The sequence below is a fragment of the Microbacterium sp. SGAir0570 genome, assembly GCF_005491085.2.
Taxonomy (GTDB): domain Bacteria; phylum Actinomycetota; class Actinomycetes; order Actinomycetales; family Microbacteriaceae; genus Microbacterium; species Microbacterium arborescens.
Genome location: NZ_CP027929.1, coordinates 925,521 through 945,737 on the forward strand (window position 1 = coordinate 925,521; position 20,217 = coordinate 945,737).

Consider the following 20,217-nt stretch of genomic DNA (forward strand, 5'->3'; position numbering starts at 1 on the left):
GGAGAACCGATGAGCACGTATGCCGTGACCAACCCCGCCACCGGCGAGACGCTGGCGACGTACGACCCCGCGACCGATGAGGACGTCGAGCGGGCCCTGGCCGCCGCGGACGAGGCGTACCGCACCTGGTCGCGCGTCGTCGCGCCGGCCGAGCGGGCCGACCGGCTTCGCCGCGTGGCCGAGCTGCACCGTGAGCGCCGAGACGAGCTGGCCGCGATCATCGTGCGCGAGATGGGCAAGCCGCTCGCCGCGGCGGAGGGCGAGGTCGATTTCGCCGCCGACATCACCGCGTACTACGCCGACCACATCGACGAGATCACCGGCGACACCCCGATCCCGATCGAGGGGGAGGGTGCCGCGGTCATCCGTCGTAGCCCGCTCGGCGTGCTGCTCGGGATCATGCCGTGGAACTTCCCGTACTACCAGGTGGCCCGCTTCGCGGCGCCGAACATCGCGGTCGGGAACACCATCCTGCTCAAGCACGCGCCCCAGTGCCCCGAGTCCGCCGCCGCGATCGACGCGATCTATCGCGACGCGGGGTTCCCGGCGGGGGTCTACACGAACCTGTACCTGAGCAACGAGCAGGCCGCCGATGTGATCGCCGACCGCCGCGTGCAGGGCGTCTCGGTGACCGGGTCGGAGCGCGCGGGATCGGCGGTCGCCGAGATCGCCGGTCGCAACCTGAAGAAGGTCGCGCTCGAGCTCGGTGGGTCAGACCCCTTCATCCTGCTCTCGACCGACGATCTGGATGCGGCGGTGTCGGCGGCCGTCGAGGCGCGTCTGGACAACGTGGGACAGTCGTGCAACGGTGCGAAGCGGTTCATCGTGGTCGACGGGCTCTACGACGCCTTCGTCGAGCGGTTCGCGGCGGCGCTGGCCGACGCGAAGGTCGGCGACCCGTTCGCCGACGACACGGTGCTCGGGCCGCTGTCGTCGCTCACGGCGGCGGAGCGGCTGGCGGAGCAGGTCGACCGAGCCGTGGCGCAGGGGGCGACCCTCGTGACCGGGGGACGCCGCGACGGCGCCTTCTACCCGGGCACGGTGCTCACCGGCGTGACGCCGGAGATGGATGCCTACCGCGAGGAGTTCTTCGGTCCCGTCGGCGTCGTCTACCGGGTGGCGGATGAGGCCGAGGCGATCGAGCTCGCCAACGACACCCCGTTCGGGCTCGGTTCCTACGTGTTCACGACGGATGCCGAGCAGGCTGAGCGTGTGGCCGATGCGATCGACGCGGGCATGGTCTACATCAACCTCGTGCTCGCGGACGAGGCCGGGCTGCCGTTCGGCGGGGTCAAGCGCAGCGGCACGTCTCGCGAGCTCGGGCTCCTCGCCGCCGACGAGTTCGTGAACAAGAAGCTGATCCGCACGGGCGCCTGACCCGTCGCGGAGCCCGCGATAACCACGAAGGGCGCGCCGAGTGGATCGGCGCGCCCTTCGTGTCGATCGGGCTCAGGCGTCGAGGAGCGCGCGCACCTCGGCGGCTTCGGCGGGGCGGCCGAGCGCTTCGTAGACGTCGCCGAGCTCACCGGCGGCCACCTGGAGCAGCGGCGGGATCTCGGCGGCACGCTCCATGACCGACCGGTAGAGCGGGACCGCATCGGCGCCGCGCTCGTTCTGGGCGAGGACGCGCGCGGCGAAGAGCTCGGACGCGCCGGCAGAACCGGTGTCGCCGACCTCCGCGAACGCGTCGGCGGCCTGGAGCGCCGTGGCAACCGCCTCGTCCGCCTGCCCGAGCATGGCCAGCGCTCGGGCTCGCGAGTCGGTGATGTCGGCGACGAGCCACGGGGCGCCGAGACCGGAAGCGATCTCGCGGGCCTCATCGAAAGCCGTCAGCGCCTCGTGCTCGCCTCGCGCGGCGCGGACCTGACCCTCCGAGTGCCGCGCTTCGGCGAGCAGCCCGGCCTGTTCGGGCTCGGTGCGTGCGATCTCGACCGCCGTCTCGAGCGAGGCGAGGGCGTCGTCGAACTCTCCGAACCGGTGCAGCAGACGCCCGTGCGACAGGAGAGCGTTGGCGCGACCCACCGGCGCCTCTCCTTCGTCGAACAGTTCGGCGGCGAACTCCCATGCGCCGACCGCACGGCCGGGTTCGCCGGCGTCTTCGAAGGCGCGGGCCAGCAGCATGAGCGTCTGGGCGCGCGACGCCGCGGGCTCCTCGCGGTCGGTCTCGTCGGAGTAGACGTTCACGAGCAGCTCGGCGGCCTCGTCGGCGGAGCCGGATGCGAGCAGCGCCCGTGCGAGGCGGTACTGCACCGCGGTCACGGAGTCGCCGTTCTCGGTCGCGGCGCGCTCGGCGAACCGGTAACGGGCGACCGCCTCGCCGGGCGCACCGGCGTCCTCGTTGAGCGCGGCCGCGAGCACGTACGCTCCGGCGAGGACGCTGCGCGCGTCGAGCTCGACGAGGATGCGGCAGAGCTCGTCGGCGTCGGCCACACCGTCGAGGAACCTCTCCTGGCCGCCGCGCATGCGAGCCCGCAGGCCGAGCAGCCGGGCCCGGGCGCCGGCGCCGAGCGCGGGGTCCTCGAGCGCGGCGGTGATCGTCGCGTCGCACTCGTCGAATGCACCGATGGCGCCCTGGAACGATGCACGTGCGAGCGCGACGATGCGACGCAGGTCGTCGTCGCCCAGCGCGGCCTCGCGGTCGCGGGCGTCGTCGAAGAGGCCGCGGGCTGTCTCGGGGTCGGTCTCGGCGACGGCCATGCCCACCACGACCTCGACGATCGCGTGCAGACGGGGCGGCAGGCTCTCGCCGTCGGCGAGGACCTCGCGAAGCGTCTCGAGGTCGCCGGGGGCGCCGCGTCCGAACAGGGCGAGGCCGGCGCGCTCTTCGACCTGGGCCTCCGCGTCGCGACCGACGGCGCGGAGGGCGTCGAGACGGTCGTGCAGAGCGGCCTGGGCGCCTTCGAGGTCGTCGCGCGCGACAAGGGCGGCGATGCGCGCCGAGTGGAGCTTGGCGCGCTGGTCGAGGGTCGCGCCGGGGAGCGCCGCATCCGCCGCAGCCAGTGCTTCCGAGGCGCCGTAATCGCCGAGGTCGATGGCTCGCTGAACGAGCTCTTCGGCCGAGCGCGCGGCCACGGGGGCGACGCGGGGGAGCAGGGGCTCGGCGCTGAGGGGGAGCGAGTAGCGCTCCTGCCCGACGGCCCAGGCCCGGTCGAGACGGCGGCGGTGACCGTCGGTGCCGTCGCGGCGATCGAACTCGCCGGCGATCCGCTCGGCCTCCGAACGCATCACCGCCGCGAGCTCGGCGGCGCGCCACGGGCCGTCGTTCTCGCCGAAGAAGGCGCGGAGCCGCTCGGAGTCGGCGCCGCGAACGATGGTGTCGGCGTGTCCCGCCGCGCTGACGGCTTCGAGAGCGATCGCGAAGGCGGTGAGGGCGGAGAGGTGGCCGTCGACGCCGAGCGCGTCGTGCGCGAGCCAGTCGAGGTGGCGTTCGACGAGCGAGAGTGCCCGTGCTTCGTTGCCGGTGATGGCGCAGAAGACGATGTTGTCGGCCACGATGGCGAGGTTGTCGGCGTTGTCCTTCGCGAGGCGATAGCTGCGCAGGTGAGCGAGGCGGGCCTTGTCGTACTCGCCCGCGTGCAGGTACGGAACGAGCGACCGGGCGAGCGCGTGCTCCGGCTCTTCGCCGCATGAGAAGTCGCCCTCGACGAGCTCTTCGACGAGGCGGATCGCCTCGTCTTCGCGGTCGGTGTCGATGAGGTACCCGGCGACGACGCTGCGGACGCACGCCTCGCAGTGGCTGTGGCTGTCGCGGGGTGTCGTCTCGAGCTTGGTGCGCAGCTGCTCGGCCTCGTCGAGGCGGCCGGCCATCCACGCGTTCTCGAAGCGCGCCATGAGGACGCCGCTCTGACCGAGCCCGGCAGCGCGGTAGTGGTTCTCCATGTCGTCGAGCACGGCGGCGATCTGTTCCCGGTCGAACGCCGGAGACGCGGCCAGGCTGTCGGCCATCCACTTGAACTGCCACATGAGGTCGGCGGTCTCGTCGCCGAGGTCGGCGGGGAAGCGTTCGGGGTCATCGTCGTGCTTTCCGAGGCACCATGCGAAGGAGGTCAGCATCGCCTCGGTGTCGCCGCTCATGCAGGCGGACGAGGTCAGTCGCATCCGCGCCCGGTACTCCAGGGGCTCGTCGCCCGCATCGACGGCGAGGGCGATGGCCTCGTTGATGAGGGCTCGTTCTTCGACGCCGACCGGGGTGCGGTCGATCTGCTCGAACAGTTCGAGGATACGGTCGCTGCTCATTCTGTCCTTTCGTGGGGGCCGAGGCGCGGGATGCGGTCAGGACGCCGGGCGCGCGGAGAGTTCGACGAGCGCATGGAGCGCGCCCATCATGAGCGCGCGGTCGTCGCCGCTGAGGGGGCGCTGGGCGGCGAGGAGCGCCTGAACGTAGAGGAGGTGGACCGTGCGCGCGAAGGCGAGGTCGTCGGGGATGTCCAGGAGCGAACGCACGACCGAGTTCTGCCAGTTCAGGCAGAGACGGACACTCCCGGACGGCACCTCGGAGGAGGCCGGGCGCAGCCTCTCGGCTGTCGCGTCGATGCGGTCCATGACGCTTCCCCACAGCGGGCTGCCGACCGATCGGGCTCGGCCGCGGTCGATCGCCCGCAGCGCTTCGGCACCCGCGAGGTAGACCGCGGGGATCTCGGCGGCGTCGAGCGAGCGCACCGCGACCCTGCATCCGACAGCCGAGAGGGCGGAGGTCGCGCGCTCCTCGAGTGCGAGGACGCGGGCGCGGTCGTCGAGTGGAGGCGGATCGAGCCGGTCGAGCTCGTCGGCGAGGTCGACGTGCTCGACGGTGACGCCGTCGAAGACGAGCGGGAGCAGGCGCACCAGTTCGGCGTCGAACAGATATCCGCCGTTGACGAGCGGCTGCCGGGGGTCGGCGATGCCGGCGATCTGGCGGTACTCGTCGACCGTCTCGACGTATCGAAGGTGCGGGAAGCGGCCGATCAGGTCGCCGACCCGCATTCGCCCGTGCGTGGTCTCGACGCTCAGCCAACGCACGATGAAGGCGGCGAGCTCGTCGTCATGACGCACGAGAGACTTGAGCGCGACTTCGTGAACCGCGACGAACTGCGCGAGACGCTGCGGTTCGGTCAGCCCGAGGTCGAGCACCCAGCGCCGGATCGCGGCTCCGAGTTCCTGACGTGTGTGCTCGAGGGCATCGTCCTCGACCAGCGCCTCGCGGCTCGCGGTCGGGCTGAGCGCCGTGGAATCGATCACGGCCCGGACGAAGAAGGCCCAGTCGGGCAGGATGTCGTCGGCGTTCTCGCTCAGCAGCATCCGTCCGAGGTAGACGCGGGTGGCCTGTCGGGCGCCGGGCGGGGGAGCGTAGGGGAGGACGTATGCGGTCCCGACGGTGTCGGTTCCCGGGACGTGCAACGGGATCGCGTCGAACGGGTCCTGGCCGAGCAGGTCGCGCCCGTAGGCCCAGCGGGCCGCCTCGTCGATGCCGGTCGTGGCGGCACGGAAGGGAGGCGTGCGGGTGGTCAGTTGCTCGCCGCCGCCGGGAAGGTCGACGCGCACCGGGATGGGGAGGAACTCCCCGAAAGTCTCGGCCAGCTCGACCGTCGCGGGGGTGCTGAGGAGATCGCGCTGTCCTGGGCGCGGCCGCAGGTGCACGCTCGTGCCGACCGGGAGATCATCGGGAATCGTCCGCACCGTGAATGTGCCGTCGGCGTTGCCCTGCCATTCGACGGCGGCGCCGCCGCGCGCGCTCCGCGATCGGATGACGATCGTCTCGGCCACCATGAAGCACGACAGCAGCCCGATGCCGAACTGCCCCAGGAAGTCGCTCCTGGGGAGGTCGAAGATGTCGCGCTTCGAGCTGCGCCCGACGGTCGCGAGCAGGTCGGTCACCTCTGAGGCGGTGAGTCCGATGCCGTCGTCGCGGACGATGAACTCGTCGCTTCGGTCGCTGAGGGGAGTGATGCGGATGCCGCTCGACTCGCGCGGCATCCCTGCCGGGGATGTGCTCGCGTCGAACTCGGCGCGAGCGGTGATCGCGTCGCAGGCGTTCTGCATCAGCTCGCGAAGGAACACGCGAGGACCCGAATAGATGTGTCGACTCAGGAGGTCGACGATGCCGCGAAGGTCGACCTGGAACTGCTGTGATCGTCCGGTATTCATCCGCCTGATTTCGTTTCGGGTGAGCGTCACCGATGGCGTCCTCGGCGCGACAGCCGAGCGTAACAGTTCCCGGTAAGGGGCCATTTCTGACTCGCGTCCAGAATCGCGCGTCATATCCGGCGTCGGCTGACGGGCCACCCCGACGGGAGGAGGGGTACGGGCGCGGAGTCGCGACCCCCGGGGTTCAGAACGGCGGTGGCCCGCCGGGTGGCTTGCCTGCTCCGGCGCGGGAACGCGGCGGGTCGGCTGTGTCGATAGTGAAGCAGACGGAGGGTATGGGTACGTCTTCGCGGTAGACCCGCCCGAGGGGTGAGGTCCATTCGAGGATCCCGCCGCCGACCTGTCTCACCTCCCACTTGGTGAATTGCTTCATCGAATGGTGTCGTTGGCAGAGGTGGGCGAGGTTGAAGATGTGGGTGTGCCCGCCGAGGGCGTGATCGATGGTGTGGTCGAGCTCGCAGCGGATGGCGGCTCGTCGGCATCCGGGGAACCGGCAGTGCTGATCCCGCGCCATGAGGAGTTTCTTCATCGATGCGGTGGGCCGGTACGTGTCGATCTCGACCGGGGTGCGGGTGACGGGGTCGATGAAGAGTCGGTCCCACTCCGATACCTGCCCGGCGAGCTGTCGTGCCGTGTCGGCGTCGATCAGCGCACCGCCGACGGCTTCGGCGGGGTTGTCATCGCGCCCCATCAGCGTCTCTGCGGTGACGGCGACTTGCACCCGGGCTCGGATCGCGCCGAGCGCACCGGCGCGGTCGGTGCCGTAGGTCGGGTCGACCACGGGTGCTCCTCCGAGGACGAGGTCGCCGAGGATGTCGGTCCGCAGCTGGTCCATCGTCCGGACGTCCGGTGCGGCATCCGTTCCCGCCGGGCTGGCAACCGCGTCAGCGTGCACTCCGACAGCCCCGGCGGCATCCGCACCGTCAGCGCCCTCAACCCGGGCGTCCTTGACGGACTGTCCCATCTGCGTGAGCCGGTCGAGCATCCCTGCGGCGATGACCGTCGGGATGTTGGCGACGAGGTTCGACATCCCATCGGACCCGTGGAACACGCGCACGCATCGTTCCGCCGCCGCCGTCTTGTGCCGCTCCGTGAACGTCTGCGGGTGAAGCTGGGCCGCCAACGCGTTTAGCGCAGCCCGCACCCGGGACGGCACATCCCGCTCGCACACCGCGATCGCCGCTTCCGCGAACGAATCGCGCACCTCGTCCGGCACCCCCGCACCGACCCGCACGACCACATCCACGTGTCCGCGTTCAATCCGCCGCTGCACCCACGCGTCGAACACAGCCGGGTAGTCGTCGATCACGGCCATCGCGTGATCGATTTCGCCCTGCAGCCGACGATCCGTCAGCCGCGCCATCCCGGCCGCCTCAGCCGCGACCGACCGCAGCTCCATGTCCGACGCCATGCCTCGCACGCCGTCACGACGCGCCTCACGCAACGCCGACCACCCCAGCTCCGCCAACGCCCGAACTCGCGCCACATCAGACGCATGAGCCAGATCGAGCGCCTCGGCGAACACCGAGAACGCGTCGGCGTGCGGCGACCCACCCGAGGCGCGCTCGCCTCCGAGCCCGTGGTCGCCGTCCGATGTCATGTTCCCATGATGGCAGCGGGTTACGACATTCACATCGAATGCAGTTTCGCCTGTGCGCAACGGGCTCCGCATCTCTCCAGGGGAGGAGGCGGTGTCGAAATCGCGCCGACGTTCGCGACCCCGGCAGTCATGACGTACACTGAGAGGAGCAGTCGAAATCTGCATTCTTTCGCCATGCCCAAGCGTCGAAGACTCGACGGCCGTGGAGGAATGCGGGCGTAGACCCCGGGGTCCGAAGGATCTCTAGGGCGGTAGCTCAATTGGCAGAGCAGCGGTCTCCAAAACCGCAGGTTGCAGGTTCGATTCCTGTCCGCCCTGCGCGTCGGCGTCAGCCGGCACACGGAAGGTATCAGGTGGGTTCGATGGTCCAAGAGGGTGGCGAAGTCGTCGCCGCAGGTGGCGCGCCCCGCGAGAAGAGGCCGAACATCTTCGCGCGGATCATCATCTTCATCCGCCAGGTGTTCGCCGAACTCCGCAAGGTCGTCACCCCGACCCGCCAGGAGCTCGTGAAGTTCACGGCAGTGGTCCTCGGATTCGTCGTCGTCATGATGGCGCTCGTCTACGGCCTCGACGTCCTGTTCGTCTGGATCACCACCGTCGTCTTCGGCGTCCCGGGCTGATCGACGGGCCCAGCCCGCACGACCCGCGAATGCCTGCCGCGCAGGCATCCCGACAACCGATGGAAGAGAACGCAGTGTCAGAACGCATCCCCGACGACGTCGATTGGGCTACGGCCGCCGAGCAGTCCAGCGAGGACGACGAAGCCCAGGAGGGCAACGTGCTGGCCGGTCAGGAGCGTGCCTCCGACGCAGCCGAGCACACCGCCGTCCACGTCGTGGACGATGAGGCCGAGCAGGACGACACCGACCTCGACGGTGTGGAGATCGACGACCCCGAGGCCGACGCTGTCGTCAACGACGCGCTCGAGATCGACGAGACCGCCGAGGCCGAGGCTGCTGCGGAGGTGCTGACCGACTCCCTCGAGGAGGAGATCGCCGAGCAGGCCGCTGAAGCCGCCGACGAGGTCGAGCCCTACGACGGTCCCGAGCCCGACGTCGAGGTCTCCGAGGAAGCCGTCGACTACCTCTCGGAGTTCGAGGCCGCCGCCGGCATCGAGATCTCCGTCGGCGACGACGAAGACCCGTACGAGGCGTTCCGCACCGAGCTGCGCATGCTGCCGGGCAAGTGGTACGTCATCCACTCCTACGCCGGCTTCGAGCGCAAGGTGAAGGCCAACATCGAGCAGCGCAAGTCGACGCTCGAGGTCGAAGAGGACATCTACCAGGTCGAGGTCCCGATGGAGGACGTCGTCGAGATCAAGAACGGTCAGCGCAAGATGGTCACGCGCGTCCGGATCCCCGGCTACGTGCTCGTCCGCATGGAGCTCACCGAAGACACCTGGTCGGTCGTCCGCCACACCCCCGGTGTCACGGGCTTCGTGGGCAATGCCCACAACCCCACGCCGCTGCGCTTCGACGAGGCGTTCAACATGCTGAAGTCGCTCGTCGAGGTCAAGGAGGCGGCCCCCGCCAAGGCCGGCGCCGCGAAGGGCGTCGCCGCCCCCACGCGCAGCGTCGTCACCGAGGTCGACTTCGAGATCGGCGAGACCATCACGATCAAGGAGGGCTCGTTCGCCGGCCTTCCCGGCTCGATCAGCGAGATCAAGCCCGAGAGCGGCAAGCTCACGGTACTCGTGTCGCTCTTCGAGCGCGAGACGCCCGTCGAGCTCTCGTTCGACCAGGTCACCAAGCAGTAGCGCAACCCCGCGTCGACGAGCGCCCCTCCGCCGCACGGTGGCCGGGGCGCTTCGTCGTCTCGTGGCCAGGATCGCCGACGTCCGCCCTGCTGAGGATGCGGTAAGCTTGGGGAGTTTGCGGGCGCCTGCGCGCCCGCGCGACACAACCGCCGCTCGGAGATGCCGGGCGTGCGGGAGAGGGATGCCGCCGGCATCCGCTCGACGAAAGGAAAACGAATGGCACCGAAGAAGAAGGTGACCGGCCTGATCAAGCTCCAGATCAACGCCGGAGCAGCCAACCCGGCGCCGCCGATCGGCCCCGCGCTCGGTCAGCATGGCGTCAACATCATGGAGTTCTGCAAGGCGTACAACGCCGCGACCGAGTCGCAGCGCGGCAACGTCATCCCCGTGGAGATCACCGTCTACGAGGACCGCAGCTTCACCTTCATCCTGAAGACCCCGCCCGCCGCGGAGCTCATCAAGAAGGCCGCCGGAGTCGCCAAGGGCTCGGCCACGCCTCACACGACCAAGGTCGCGAAGCTCACGAAGGACCAGGTCCGTGAGATCGCTGAGGCCAAGATGCCCGACCTGAACGCCAACGACATCGAGGCCGCCTCGCTGATCATCGCCGGCACCGCCCGTTCCATGGGCATCACGGTCGAGAGCTGAGGGGGAGAACACAATGGCTAAGTCCAAGGTTTACGAAGCAGCCGCGGCGAAGATCGATCGCGACAAGTTCTACAGCTCCTCCGAGGCCGTCGCTCTCGCGAAGGACACCGGTTCGAAGAAGTTCGACTCGACCGTCGAGGTCGCGCTGAAGCTCGCTGTCGACCCGCGCAAGGCGGACCAGATGGTCCGCGGCACGGTCATCCTGCCCCACGGCACGGGTAAGACCGCTCGCGTCATCGTGTTCGCGACGGGCCCGGCCGCCGAGGCCGCCATCGCCGCGGGTGCCGACGAGGTCGGCGGCGCCGAGCTCATCGAGAAGGTCGCGGGCGGCTGGACCGCTTTCGACTCGGCCGTCTCGACGCCCGAGCTCATGGGTCAGGTCGGACGTCTGGGTAAGGTCCTCGGTCCCCGTGGCCTCATGCCCAACCCCAAGACCGGCACCGTGACCCCCAACCCGGCCAAGGCCGTCGAGGAGATCAAGGGCGGAAAGATCGAGTTCCGTGTCGACAAGCACGCCAACGTGCACTTCGTCGTCGGCAAGGCGTCGTTCTCGGCCGAGCAGCTCGAAGAGAACTTCAACGCGGCGGTCGAGGAGATCGTCCGCCTGAAGCCCTCGAGCGCCAAGGGCCGCTACATCCAGAAGGGCGCCGTGTCGACCACGTTCGGCCCCGGCATCCCGCTGGACGTCAACGCGCTCGTCTGATCGCGCTTCGCACGAACGGGGTCTCGCCTTCAGGTGAGGCCCCGTTCGTCGTTCCGGCCTCGCGCGCAACGCGCTAGCGTCGGCTCATGCGGAGTTCCCTCACCGATCTGCTCGGAATCGACCTGCCCATCGTGCTCGGCCCCTTCGGGGGCCTGTCGTCGGCGGAGCTGACCGCCACGGTGAGCGAGGGCGGCGGGCTCGGATCGTTCGGCCTCTACGGTTACGACGGCACGCGGATCCGCGAGACCGTCGCGTCGATACGAGAGCGCACGGCTCGCCCCTTCGCACTCAACCTCTGGCTGCCGCTCGGCGACGAGGTCACCCCGGACCGCGTGGACGCCGCGCCCTCGCGCGACGCGCTGCGACCGCTCTACACCGCCGCGGGCGCGGCCGTCCCCGAGCTGCCAGAACGCTTCCTGCCGCCGCTCGAGGAACAGCTCGCAGCCGTCTGGGAGGCGCGACCGGCGGTGCTCAGCGTGGTCTTCGGGGTGCCGGCACCGAGCGTCGTCGCCGATGCGCATCGGCTCGGCATCCGCGTGATGGGCACCGCCACGACCGTCGCCGAGGCGCGTGCGCTCGAGGCCGGCGGTGTCGACGTCATCGTCGCGAGCGGCGCCGAGGCCGCGGGCCACCGCGTGTCGTTCCTCGCGGCCCCGGAGGATTCCCTCGTGGGGACCTTCGCTCTCACGCCCCAGGTCGTGGATGCCGTCTCCGTGCCGGTGGTCGCCGCGGGCGGCGTCGCCGATCGGCGGGGCGTCGCTGCCGCGCTCGCCCTCGGGGCCGCGGGGGTGCAGGTGGGGACCGCGTTCCTGCGGACGCGGCAGTCGGCCGCATCCGACGGCCATCGCGCCGCGATCGCCGGTGCCGACGACACCTCGACGGTGCTCACGCGTGCGATGAGCGGGCGCCTCGCGCGAGGCATCCCGAATCGCGCCCTGCGCCACATCGAGGCGAGCGGGGTGATCGCTCCCTTCCCTGCGCAGAACTGGCTGACGGGAGTCTTCCGTGCCGCAGCCGGCGGAGATCCTGAGCTGTCATCGCTGTGGGCGGGGCAGGCGGCGGGTCTCGCCCGCCGGGATGACGCGGCGGAGGTGCTGCGCGAGCTCGCGGCCGGGCTGCCGGACTGCTGACGTACGGCCGGCACCGCGGCGGCGCGGCTGCGGTCAGTGGGTGTCGCGCACCTCGAAGCCCGTCGAGCCGACGCGCTGCGCGTCGGTCACCCGGGCCGCGTCGACCCGTGCTCCGGGAGGTCCCTCCGCCATCCAGGCGAGGACCGCGTCGACAGCATCATCCGTGCCCTCCAGGACGGCCTCGACCGAACCGTCGGTCCGGTTGCGCACCCAGCCCGCCACTGCGCGCCGGTCGGCTTCCAGCAGCAGGCTGTAGCGGTACCCGACGCCCTGAACGCGGCCTTCGACGATCACGTGAACGCTTCGCATCCCCTCATCCTGCCTCACGGCCAGACGAGGCTCACGGCGAGGATGATCATGACGACGGCGACGAAACCGTCGAGCACCCGCCACGCCCGCGGGGTCGCGAGCACCCGGCCGAGAAGCCGCGCGCCGAAGGCGAGCGCGAAGAACCAGAGGACGCTCGCCGCCACCGCCCCGACGGCGAACCAGACCCGGTCGTCGCCGTGGGTGGCGGCGATGCTCCCGAGCAGGAAGACGGTGTCGAGGTAGACGTGCGGATTCAGCCAGGTCAGCGCGAGGCACGTGAGCACGACGGTGGTGCGGCGTGCCGGCGCCGGCCGTTCGGTCGCCGCGTGCGCGTCGAGGGCTTGTCCGCTCGGACGCCAGGCGCGGCGGGCAGCCAGGAGGCCGTAGGCGAGAAGGAACGCCGCACCGGCCCACCGGACGACGGGTACGAGCCACGGCATGCCTTCCACCAGCAGGCCGAGGCCGGTCACCCCCGCGCCGATCAGCACGGCGTCGGATACGGCGCAGATGGTTGCGACGAGCAGGACGTGTTCCCGCCGGATGCCCTGCCGCAGCACGAACAGGTTCTGCGCGCCGATGGCGACGATGAGCGACAGGCCGAGGCCGAGGCCCGAGAAGGAAGCGGAGAGCACGAGTCGACGCTAGGGTCGGCGGACGCTACAGTCCAGTTCATGGAACTTCACTTGGTGAAGCGCAGCTGAAGATGCGTGTGCCCGTCGATCTGGTCGAGACGCTCGCGATGATCCTCGACGAGGGGAGCCTGGACGCCGCCGCGCGCCGGCTGCACATCACGCCGTCCGCGGTGAGCCAGCGGATCCGCGCGCTCGAGCGCATCGCCGGGCAGGTGTTGCTCGTGAGGTCGAAACCGGCGCGCGCGACCGAGGCGGCGCACCGCTTCGTGCGCTACGCCCGCCAGCTCGCCCTCCTCGAGCGCGATGCCTTCGATGGGATCGACGACGAGGTGACGAGCGTTCCGCTCGCGGTCAACGCCGACTCGCTCGCGACGTGGTTCCTGCCGCCGCTGGCCCGGGTCGCGTCCGCTCGGGATGTCGTGTTCGACCTGCATCGCGACGACCAGGACTTCACCGCGGGTCTCCTCGAGAGTGGAACGGTCATGGGCGCCGTCACCTCGCGTCGGGCACCGGTGGCGGGATGCCGGGTGTCGGCGCTCGGCGCGCTGCGGTACGAGGCGGTCGCGACGCCCGCTTTCGCGGGTCGATGGTTCGCCGAGGGGGGAGGTGGTGGACCCGATCGCGCCGGCCTCGCGGCAGCGCCCGTCGTGGACTTCGACCGCCGCGACGAGCTGCAGACCCGGTGGCTGCGCGGTGCGGGTGCGGACTCCGCCGCGCCGCCGCGGCACCGCGTGCCGGCCTCGCAGGACTTCGCGACCGCCGTGCTGCTCGGCCTCGGGTGGGCGCTCCTGCCGACGCTGCAGTCGCGCGCCCACGTGGCACGGGGCGAGCTGGTCCGGCTCGGGGGAGAGGACATCGTCGTGCCGCTGTACTGGCAGCAGTGGAACCTCGCCTCCCCGCTCCTCGACGCCGTCGCCGACGAGCTCGTCGCAGAGGCCCGGCGCGTGCTCGAACCCGTCGTCTGACTCGAGCTCGGTTCGCCGAGAGTGCACGCTCGTCGCGAGAGTGTCGCTATGACGGTACGTGGTGGGTGCGCGGGTGCGTGCTCGGTGAAATCTCACCGGGCCCGGCCCGGCGGGGCGGGGCTCAGGTCTCGGCGACCGTGAGGACGACCTTGCCGCGGGAGTGACCCCGCTCGACCTCGACGTGGGCGGCTGCGACATCGGAGAGGTCGTGCACGCTGTCGACGAAGACCTGGATGGCGCCGGAGTCGAGCAACCGCCCGAGGGTCGCCAGCACGCTGCCGTCGGGGATGACCTTGTATCCGGTCGCCCGAACGCCCGCGGCAGCGGCGGCTTCGCCGTACCCCGGCCACCCGCCGGTCGGAACCATCACATACAGACCGCCCGGACGCAGGACCCCGAGCGAGCGGGAGCCGGTGTCGTCGTGCACGTTGCCCACGAGGTCGATGACGACGTCCATCTCGCCGACGACGTCTTCGAAGCACGTCGTGGCGTAGTCGATCGCGACCGAGGCGCCGAGCTCGCGCAGCCAGGGGAGGTTCCGCTCCGAGCCGGTGGCGGTCACCTGCGCACCGAAGTAGGCGGCCAGCTGCACGGCGAAGTGGCCGACGCCTCCCGACCCGGCGTGGATCAGCATCCGCTGCCCCTCGTGCGCGTGAGCGGTCTCGACGACCAGCCCCCACGCGGTGAGCGCGGCGAGGGGAACCCCCGCAGCTTCGACGTGCGACAGGCTCGCGGGCTTCCGGGCGACGGACAGCGACGGCACGACGACGTACTCGGCGTAGCTGCCGCCCGACCGCGGGAACGGCACCATGCCGAAGACCTCGGTGCCCGGCTGCAGGTCGTGGGTCTCGAACGGGCTCGCGACCACGACGCCGCTGAAGTCGAAGCCGAGCGTGCTCGGCCAGCGATCGATGAGCCCGGCGACCCCGCGTCCCAGCCGCGTCTTGGCGTCGATGGGGTTCACACCGGCGGCCACCACTCGCACGAGCACCTCGCTCAGGGCGGGCGAGGGCACGGGAACATCGGTCACACGGAGAACCTCGGGTGCACCGGGTTCGTCGAACACGACCGCTCGCATGGTCTCGGGCGGCGTCTCGGCCGGCGTCGTCGGCTGGGAGGCGGTTGCTGTGCGCAGCGGCCGGAATCTCATCCGTCGCTCCTTCCTCACGCCGCCGGCGTCGGCGGCGATGATGCTCGGTCGGCCTCAGTCAATCGTGACATTGTCTCGACCGTGTTACGGAGCGGTCACCGAGGGGAGAAGCTCGCGCGCGTGCAACGCCGGCGCGCGGAGTCGAGGCGGGTCAGTCGGGCGCCTCGGATGCCGAGAGGGCGTGGAGGAGGCGGGTGAGCTCCCGGATGTCGTCGACGTGCCACGACTCCAGCGCGTTCAGAAGCGAGTTCTCGCGCGGGGCGCGGACGGCGTCGAGCCGTCGGATGCCGTCGGGGGTGGCCGACAGCAGGCTGGACCGGCCGTCGGCGGGGTCGGGCGTGCGCTGCACGAGCTGCAGCTCTTCGAGCTCGCGCACCGTTCGGCTGATCTGACCCTTGTCGGAATGCAGGGTCTCGGCGAGAGCGGAGAGGGTGATCTCGCCGCGGCGTGCGATCGTCGTGAAGACCTTGTATGCGCCGGGAAGCATCCCCGGGCTGAGCCGATCGGCGTTCTCGGCGAAGAGGCGCCGGACGTGCGTGAAAAGCTCGCCGAACTCGAGCTCGAGGGCTCGGACGGCCGCGGTGCGCTCGTCGTCGAAGACCGCGGCCCAGGGGCCGGGAGCCCCGGGGGCGGTGCACCCCCGGGACTCGGCGGACTCTTGCTCGGGCATCCCGATCACCTTAGCGAGCCGAGCGGCGGGTCTCGGCGTCGATCGGCGCATCGCCGTCGGCGGCATCCGTACGGACGGCTCCGGTCGCCGTGAGTGCGCTCATGCCCTCGGGTACCGACACCGTGGCGAAGTCCGCCTCGCCCGCCTGCAGGCGCTCGGTCGTGGTCATCGTGGTCAGCGGCTTGTTCGGCAGGAACACGATCGCGATGAGGCTCAGGACCGCGAACGGCACGGCGATGAGGAACGAGTGCGAGATGCCGGTGGCGTAGATGTCCTCGAAGACGATCCGCAGCGCCTCGGGCATCGCCGAGACCTGGGGGAGCGTCCCCGACTGCAGCTGCGCGGCCCAGGTCGGGGCCTGATCGCCGAGCGACACCAGCGCGGCCTGGATGTCGTCCTTCCGATCGCTGACGAGCGTCGTGACCTGTGAGGCGAGCGCGGCTCCCATGACCGAGACGCCGATCGTGCCGCCGAGGCTCCGGAAGAACGTCACACCCGAGCTCGCGACACCGATCTCGGTGGGGCGAGAGGTGTTCTGCACGACGAGCACGAGGTTCTGCATCGTCATGCCGATGCCCGCACCGAGCATCGCCATGTAGATCGAGACGAGGGTGAAGTCGGTGTCGTAGTGGATCGTGGACAGCAGGCTCGCCCCGCCGATCAGCAGCAGCGCGCCGACGATGAGGAACGGCTTCCAGCGTCCGGTCCGCGTGATGAGCGCGCCCACGCCGATCGAGGCGACGAGAAGTCCGCCGATCATCGGGATGGTCATGAGGCCGGCCTCGGTGGGGGTGGCTCCACGGGCGAGCTGCATGTACTGGCTGAGGAACACCGAGGCGCCGAACATGGCGATGCCCGTCGCGATCGACGCGATCACCGAGAGGGTGAAGGTCAGGTTGCGGAAGAGCGTGAGGGGCACGAGCGGCTCGCGCACCTTGAGCTCGGTGATGACGAAGAGCACCGCGCCGATCACGGCGCCGCCGACCATCAGCAGCGTCTCGACGCTCATCCACTCGAACGAGTCGCCCGCAAGGGTCACCCAGATGAGCAGGAGGGACACCGACGCCGACAGCAGCACGATGCCGAGGTAGTCGATGCGCGTCTCCTTGCGCGGGTGGGCCGGGATGTGGAGCGTGCGCTGCACGATCAGCAGAGCCGCCACGGCGACGGGAAGCGCGACGAAGAAGTTCCAGCGCCAGCCCCAGGCATCGGTGATGACGCCGCCGAGCAGCGGGCCGCCGATCGTGGCGACGGCCATGACGGCGCCGAAGAGGCCCATGTAGCGACCGCGCTCGCGCGGGCTGATGATGTCGGCCATCAGCACCTGGCTGAGGGCGGCGAGGCCGCCGGCGCCGATGCCCTGCACCGCGCGGAAGGCGATCAGCATCTCGGGGGACTGCGAGAAGCCGGCAGCGGCGGTGGCCAGCACGAAGATGACGATCGCGAGCTGGTAGAGCACCTTGCGGTTGGTGAGGTCGGCGAGCTTGCCCCAGATCGGGGTCGAGATGGCGGTCGTCAGCAGGGTCGCCGTGACGACCCACGTGAAGGCGGCCTGGGTGCCCTCGAGGTCGTGGATGATGACCGGGAGCGACGTCGAGACGACGGTCGAGGCGAGCATCGACACGAACATGCCGAGCAGGAGGCCCGAGAGGGCCTCGAGCACGCCGCGGCGCGACATGTTCTTTCCCTCGGGTGGAGCGGATGCGGAAGCGGACATGAGTCCTCCTGGGATTCGGACGGACGCGGCTGCGCTGGCGCGGATCGTCGGTGGACGGTACTTCGATAGCCGCGGGAGCGGCGTAACTGGTTGACGAAAGTCAACCGTTGAGATCGGTCAACTATATGTTCAATCGTTGAGCTACGTCAACTATTCCCGGTGCGACGCGTGAGGCGGAAGGATGGCGGGATGTTCAGTATCGAGTCGCTTCCGGACGACGTCGTGGATGCCGCCGTCCGGGCGGACTGGCAGCGGCTCATCGACGCCGATCTGCCCAGCGCCGGGCGGCATCCGTCCGACTCGAATCGTCCGCACGTGACGCTCGCGGTTCGAGACGACCTCCCGGAGGATGCGGTGCGCGAGCTCGCGCGAGCGGGTGGCGCGCTGCCGGTGGAGTGCCGGCTCGGGGGAGCGGTCGTCTTCGCCGCGGGCGAGCGGTTCGTCCTGGCTCGGCCCGTCGTCATGAGCGCCGCATTGCTGCGGCTGCACGCCGACATCGTCGACCTCGTCGGACCCCCGCCGGCTCGAGATGCCGTCACGGCGAAGGACCGGTGGACGCCGCACATGACGCTCGCTCGCCGGATGACGGCCGAACAGGTCGGCCGCGCACTCGGCATCGTCGGTGCGTCGACCATCGAGGGTGAGCTGACGGGGCTGCGCCTGTGGGACGCCGAAGCGAAAGTCGTCACGCCGCTGCGGTGACCGCGGGGCGGTGACCGCGGGGCTGTGTGCGCCGGGCGTGCGGGTCGAGTCAGTCGCTCAGGGCGAGGGCGCGGTACGGCTCGCGCGGATGCGCCGCTGCGACGCGGGGCGCCTCGGCCGCGCGTCGCAGCATGGTGCGGCGGTACAGCTCGTCGATGAGCTCGGTGGCGAGGTTCACGAGCAGTCGGATCTCTCGCTCATCGCGGTCGACCCACGCGCAGCGGGGCTCATCGTCGATGGGGACGAAACCGTCGTGCTGCTCCCACACCACGAGCGTGCGCTCGGCGCCGAGGACGTGCTGCTGCCACCACACCTGACGCAGATAGGTGCGAGGGATCGACCGCCAGCTCTTGTTCGTGGTCTTGATCTCAGCGAGGGTGACACGGCCATCGGCATCCACCATCACCCCGTCGGGAGTGGCGAGGTGACGCTTCTCGACCACGGCGTGGAACAGCGCGGAGGAGGGCTGGATGCCGTGCGTCGCGGCGACCCACGCGGCGATCTCCGGCTCGCGGCGGCGGCCGTGGTCGGTGTACGCGTTGCCGGAGAATCCCGAGCCCATGAGCTTGGCGTCGGCTGCGCGCGCGATCGCCTTCGGGCTCGTCAGCGTCGCGACATCCGTTGCCGTGATGCCCCGCGAGCGAGCCCGGATCCACGCCACGCGGTCGCGCGAATCCGCGACGATGCGAGCAGCGAGTTCGGGAGACACGCCTTAGACCCTAACCCCGCCCACCCCACCTCTCTGCCCTTGCCCCTCGGCGTGCCCTCCCCTCGCGTAGGGGTCGAGTGCACGGCATCCCATCCACTGCACGGCATCCGCGCGAGGATGTCTCGTTCACCCGGCGGCAAGCCGTGCACTCAGAGGGGAGGGTGGATGTTGAATGCCCTGAGGTGGGCGGCGAAGGCCGACGGGGAGATGACGTGTCGAGCCTCCCAGCGCACGAGGCGGCGTCCGGTCGTGCCCCGGATCCAGTCTTCGCGGCGCTTCTCATCGAGGACTGTCCTCTCCGCCGAGCCCGCGGACCGGAGCTCCGGGTCGAGGTACTTGCCGACGCCGTCGCATTCGCCCCAGGCATCGGCGTCGTCGAGGCCGAAGTCGACGCGGTACCAGCCCGCACCGCGCGGGCCGGCGATCGGCACTTGCAGCCGGACCGACCGAAAGCCGAGCTGGTGCAGCCGGAACCGGCTCACGCTCTCCAGGGTCGACTCGGCCCGGCCGTCGGCGAAGCCCGCCACCCATCGAGCCCGCCTGATCCCTCGCGCCGCCCCCGCCTCGGCGATCCGAGCGGCCATGGCCATCCGCCAGTCGTCGGGAGAGCAGCCCGTGTGGTCGCACCAGATCGGTTCGGCTCGGTCGGCGATGACGAGTGCCGCCTCGGGAGTCATGGTGCGCGCGACGTCGAAGACCGTCCGCGCGAGGGAGGTGCAGCGGATGCCGTTGACCTCGACGACGTCGTGCGCATCGAGAGGCGTGCAGTGGCGGAATGCATCGGGACTGCTGGAGACCCGGGCGCCCGGGGCCGTCGTGAGGTGGACGCGGGTCGGCCGGACGCGATAGAGGTCGAGGCCGTGCAGGACCGCGGCGGACTCGTGCGAGACGGCCGCGTGGCCTCGGACCTCGTGCGCGACCGCCATGACATGGAGCAGGTGCGCGTCTTCGGTGTAGAGCTCGTCGAACGCGGCGCGGTCGACGTACCAGCCGCGTCGCACGTGCACCCGGACGCCGTCGCGCACAGAACGCTCGATCGAGCGTTCGCTCTCACCGGCTTCGAGGTCGCGTCGGCGGTGGAGCAATGCCCGCACCTCATCCGGTCCTCGTCGTCTGCGCATCCCGCCCATGCTCACCCCCCACCCCCCACCACCCCCATTCCCCCCACCCATGTGTGGACACCCCCACCCCACCCCCCCCACATGTGCAGAACCCGCGGCCGGCGCCGAGTGAACGAGCTCGCGCCGAGTGCACGGGCACCCTGCGTTGCGGTGCCGTGCAGTGGGCGGGATGCCGTGCACTCGGCGGCGGGGCGGGGGGATTTGGGGGATGGGGGGTATGGGGGTATGGTGGGGGGTAAGCCAAAGACCGCTGGTCATCGGTGTGCGCGTGAGCGCACTCGT

18 protein-coding genes and 1 tRNA gene are annotated in these 20,217 nt (G+C 70.5%); 9 read left to right on the forward strand and 10 right to left on the reverse strand.

The window, feature by feature from the left end:
• The first annotated feature begins 9 nt into the window (after window positions 1-9).
• On the forward strand, window positions 10-1,377 hold the full coding sequence (locus C1N74_RS04315) for an NAD-dependent succinate-semialdehyde dehydrogenase (RefSeq protein WP_064955984.1): 1,368 nt from the start codon (window positions 10-12) through the stop codon (window positions 1,375-1,377).
• Window positions 1,378-1,449: 72 nt separating this feature from the next.
• Here C1N74_RS04315 and C1N74_RS04320 read toward each other — a convergent pair whose 3' ends face one another.
• The 3 genes from C1N74_RS04320 to C1N74_RS04330 form a co-directional block, all read right to left on the reverse strand.
• Window positions 1,450-4,236: a hypothetical protein gene (locus tag C1N74_RS04320; RefSeq protein WP_137750057.1), complete on the reverse strand. Its 2,787-nt coding sequence runs from the start codon at window positions 4,234-4,236 to the stop codon at window positions 1,450-1,452.
• A gap of 36 nt (window positions 4,237-4,272) precedes the next feature.
• Window positions 4,273-6,123, reverse strand: coding sequence for an HSP90 family protein (locus C1N74_RS04325; protein ID WP_023952058.1), 1,851 nt, complete (start codon window positions 6,121-6,123; stop codon window positions 4,273-4,275).
• A 184-nt stretch (window positions 6,124-6,307) separates the two neighbouring features.
• Window positions 6,308-7,723: an HNH endonuclease signature motif containing protein gene (locus C1N74_RS04330; RefSeq protein WP_137750058.1), complete on the reverse strand. Its 1,416-nt coding sequence runs from the start codon at window positions 7,721-7,723 to the stop codon at window positions 6,308-6,310.
• A 245-nt stretch (window positions 7,724-7,968) separates the two neighbouring features.
• Here C1N74_RS04330 and C1N74_RS04335 point away from each other — a divergent pair.
• The 6 genes from C1N74_RS04335 to C1N74_RS04360 all read left to right on the forward strand — a co-directional run bounded on the left by C1N74_RS04335 (window position 7,969) and on the right by C1N74_RS04360 (window position 11,960).
• Window positions 7,969-8,041, forward strand: a tRNA-Trp gene (locus C1N74_RS04335).
• A gap of 44 nt (window positions 8,042-8,085) precedes the next feature.
• Window positions 8,086-8,343 (forward strand): preprotein translocase subunit SecE, encoded by a 258-nt coding sequence (gene secE / locus C1N74_RS04340; RefSeq protein WP_023952054.1) that lies wholly within the window; start codon window positions 8,086-8,088, stop codon window positions 8,341-8,343.
• Window positions 8,344-8,417: 74 nt separating this feature from the next.
• Window positions 8,418-9,479, forward strand: coding sequence for a transcription termination/antitermination protein NusG (nusG, locus tag C1N74_RS04345; RefSeq protein WP_023952052.1), 1,062 nt, complete (start codon window positions 8,418-8,420; stop codon window positions 9,477-9,479).
• A gap of 216 nt (window positions 9,480-9,695) precedes the next feature.
• The gene (rplK, locus tag C1N74_RS04350) at window positions 9,696-10,127 is read left to right on the forward strand and encodes a 50S ribosomal protein L11 (RefSeq protein WP_023952050.1); all 432 of its coding nucleotides are present in this window, start codon (window positions 9,696-9,698) and stop codon (window positions 10,125-10,127) included.
• Window positions 10,128-10,140: 13 nt separating this feature from the next.
• Window positions 10,141-10,830 carry a 50S ribosomal protein L1 gene (gene rplA, locus C1N74_RS04355; protein WP_023952048.1) on the forward strand — a complete coding sequence of 230 codons (690 nt, stop codon included), beginning with the start codon at window positions 10,141-10,143 and terminating at the stop codon, window positions 10,828-10,830.
• 86 nt (window positions 10,831-10,916) lie between these two features.
• Window positions 10,917-11,960 (forward strand): nitronate monooxygenase family protein, encoded by a 1,044-nt coding sequence (locus tag C1N74_RS04360; RefSeq protein WP_137750059.1) that lies wholly within the window; start codon window positions 10,917-10,919, stop codon window positions 11,958-11,960.
• A 33-nt stretch (window positions 11,961-11,993) separates the two neighbouring features.
• Here C1N74_RS04360 and C1N74_RS04365 read toward each other — a convergent pair whose 3' ends face one another.
• On the reverse strand, window positions 11,994-12,269 hold the full coding sequence (locus C1N74_RS04365) for an acylphosphatase (protein ID WP_023952044.1): 276 nt from the start codon (window positions 12,267-12,269) through the stop codon (window positions 11,994-11,996).
• 14 nt (window positions 12,270-12,283) lie between these two features.
• Window positions 12,284-12,901: a LysE/ArgO family amino acid transporter gene (locus C1N74_RS04370; RefSeq protein ID WP_137750060.1), complete on the reverse strand. Its 618-nt coding sequence runs from the start codon at window positions 12,899-12,901 to the stop codon at window positions 12,284-12,286.
• Between the two features lie 71 nt (window positions 12,902-12,972).
• On the opposite strand from C1N74_RS04370, the gene C1N74_RS04375 reads away from it, so the two are divergent.
• The gene (locus C1N74_RS04375) at window positions 12,973-13,866 is read left to right on the forward strand and encodes a LysR family transcriptional regulator ArgP (protein WP_137750061.1); all 894 of its coding nucleotides are present in this window, start codon (window positions 12,973-12,975) and stop codon (window positions 13,864-13,866) included.
• Between the two features lie 121 nt (window positions 13,867-13,987).
• Here C1N74_RS04375 and C1N74_RS04380 read toward each other — a convergent pair whose 3' ends face one another.
• The 3 genes from C1N74_RS04380 to C1N74_RS04390 form a co-directional block, all read right to left on the reverse strand.
• On the reverse strand, window positions 13,988-15,016 hold the full coding sequence (locus C1N74_RS04380) for an NADP-dependent oxidoreductase (protein ID WP_137750062.1): 1,029 nt from the start codon (window positions 15,014-15,016) through the stop codon (window positions 13,988-13,990).
• A 151-nt stretch (window positions 15,017-15,167) separates the two neighbouring features.
• On the reverse strand, window positions 15,168-15,686 hold the full coding sequence (locus C1N74_RS04385; protein WP_023952037.1) for a MarR family winged helix-turn-helix transcriptional regulator: 519 nt from the start codon (window positions 15,684-15,686) through the stop codon (window positions 15,168-15,170).
• 10 nt (window positions 15,687-15,696) lie between these two features.
• The gene (locus C1N74_RS04390) at window positions 15,697-17,403 is read right to left on the reverse strand and encodes an MDR family MFS transporter (protein ID WP_242435700.1); all 1,707 of its coding nucleotides are present in this window, start codon (window positions 17,401-17,403) and stop codon (window positions 15,697-15,699) included.
• A gap of 189 nt (window positions 17,404-17,592) precedes the next feature.
• Between C1N74_RS04390 and C1N74_RS04395 the strand changes: the two genes are divergently transcribed.
• Complete coding sequence (locus C1N74_RS04395; protein WP_137750063.1) at window positions 17,593-18,105, forward strand: 2'-5' RNA ligase family protein; 513 nt, start codon at window positions 17,593-17,595, stop codon at window positions 18,103-18,105.
• A gap of 49 nt (window positions 18,106-18,154) precedes the next feature.
• On the opposite strand, the gene C1N74_RS04400 is transcribed toward C1N74_RS04395, so the two are convergent.
• Together C1N74_RS04400 and C1N74_RS04405 are read right to left on the reverse strand one after the other, a co-directional pair.
• Complete coding sequence (locus C1N74_RS04400; RefSeq protein WP_023952034.1) at window positions 18,155-18,814, reverse strand: YqaJ viral recombinase family protein; 660 nt, start codon at window positions 18,812-18,814, stop codon at window positions 18,155-18,157.
• A gap of 149 nt (window positions 18,815-18,963) precedes the next feature.
• Window positions 18,964-19,935: a hypothetical protein gene (locus C1N74_RS04405; RefSeq protein WP_137750064.1), complete on the reverse strand. Its 972-nt coding sequence runs from the start codon at window positions 19,933-19,935 to the stop codon at window positions 18,964-18,966.
• Window positions 19,936-20,217 lie beyond the last annotated feature (282 nt).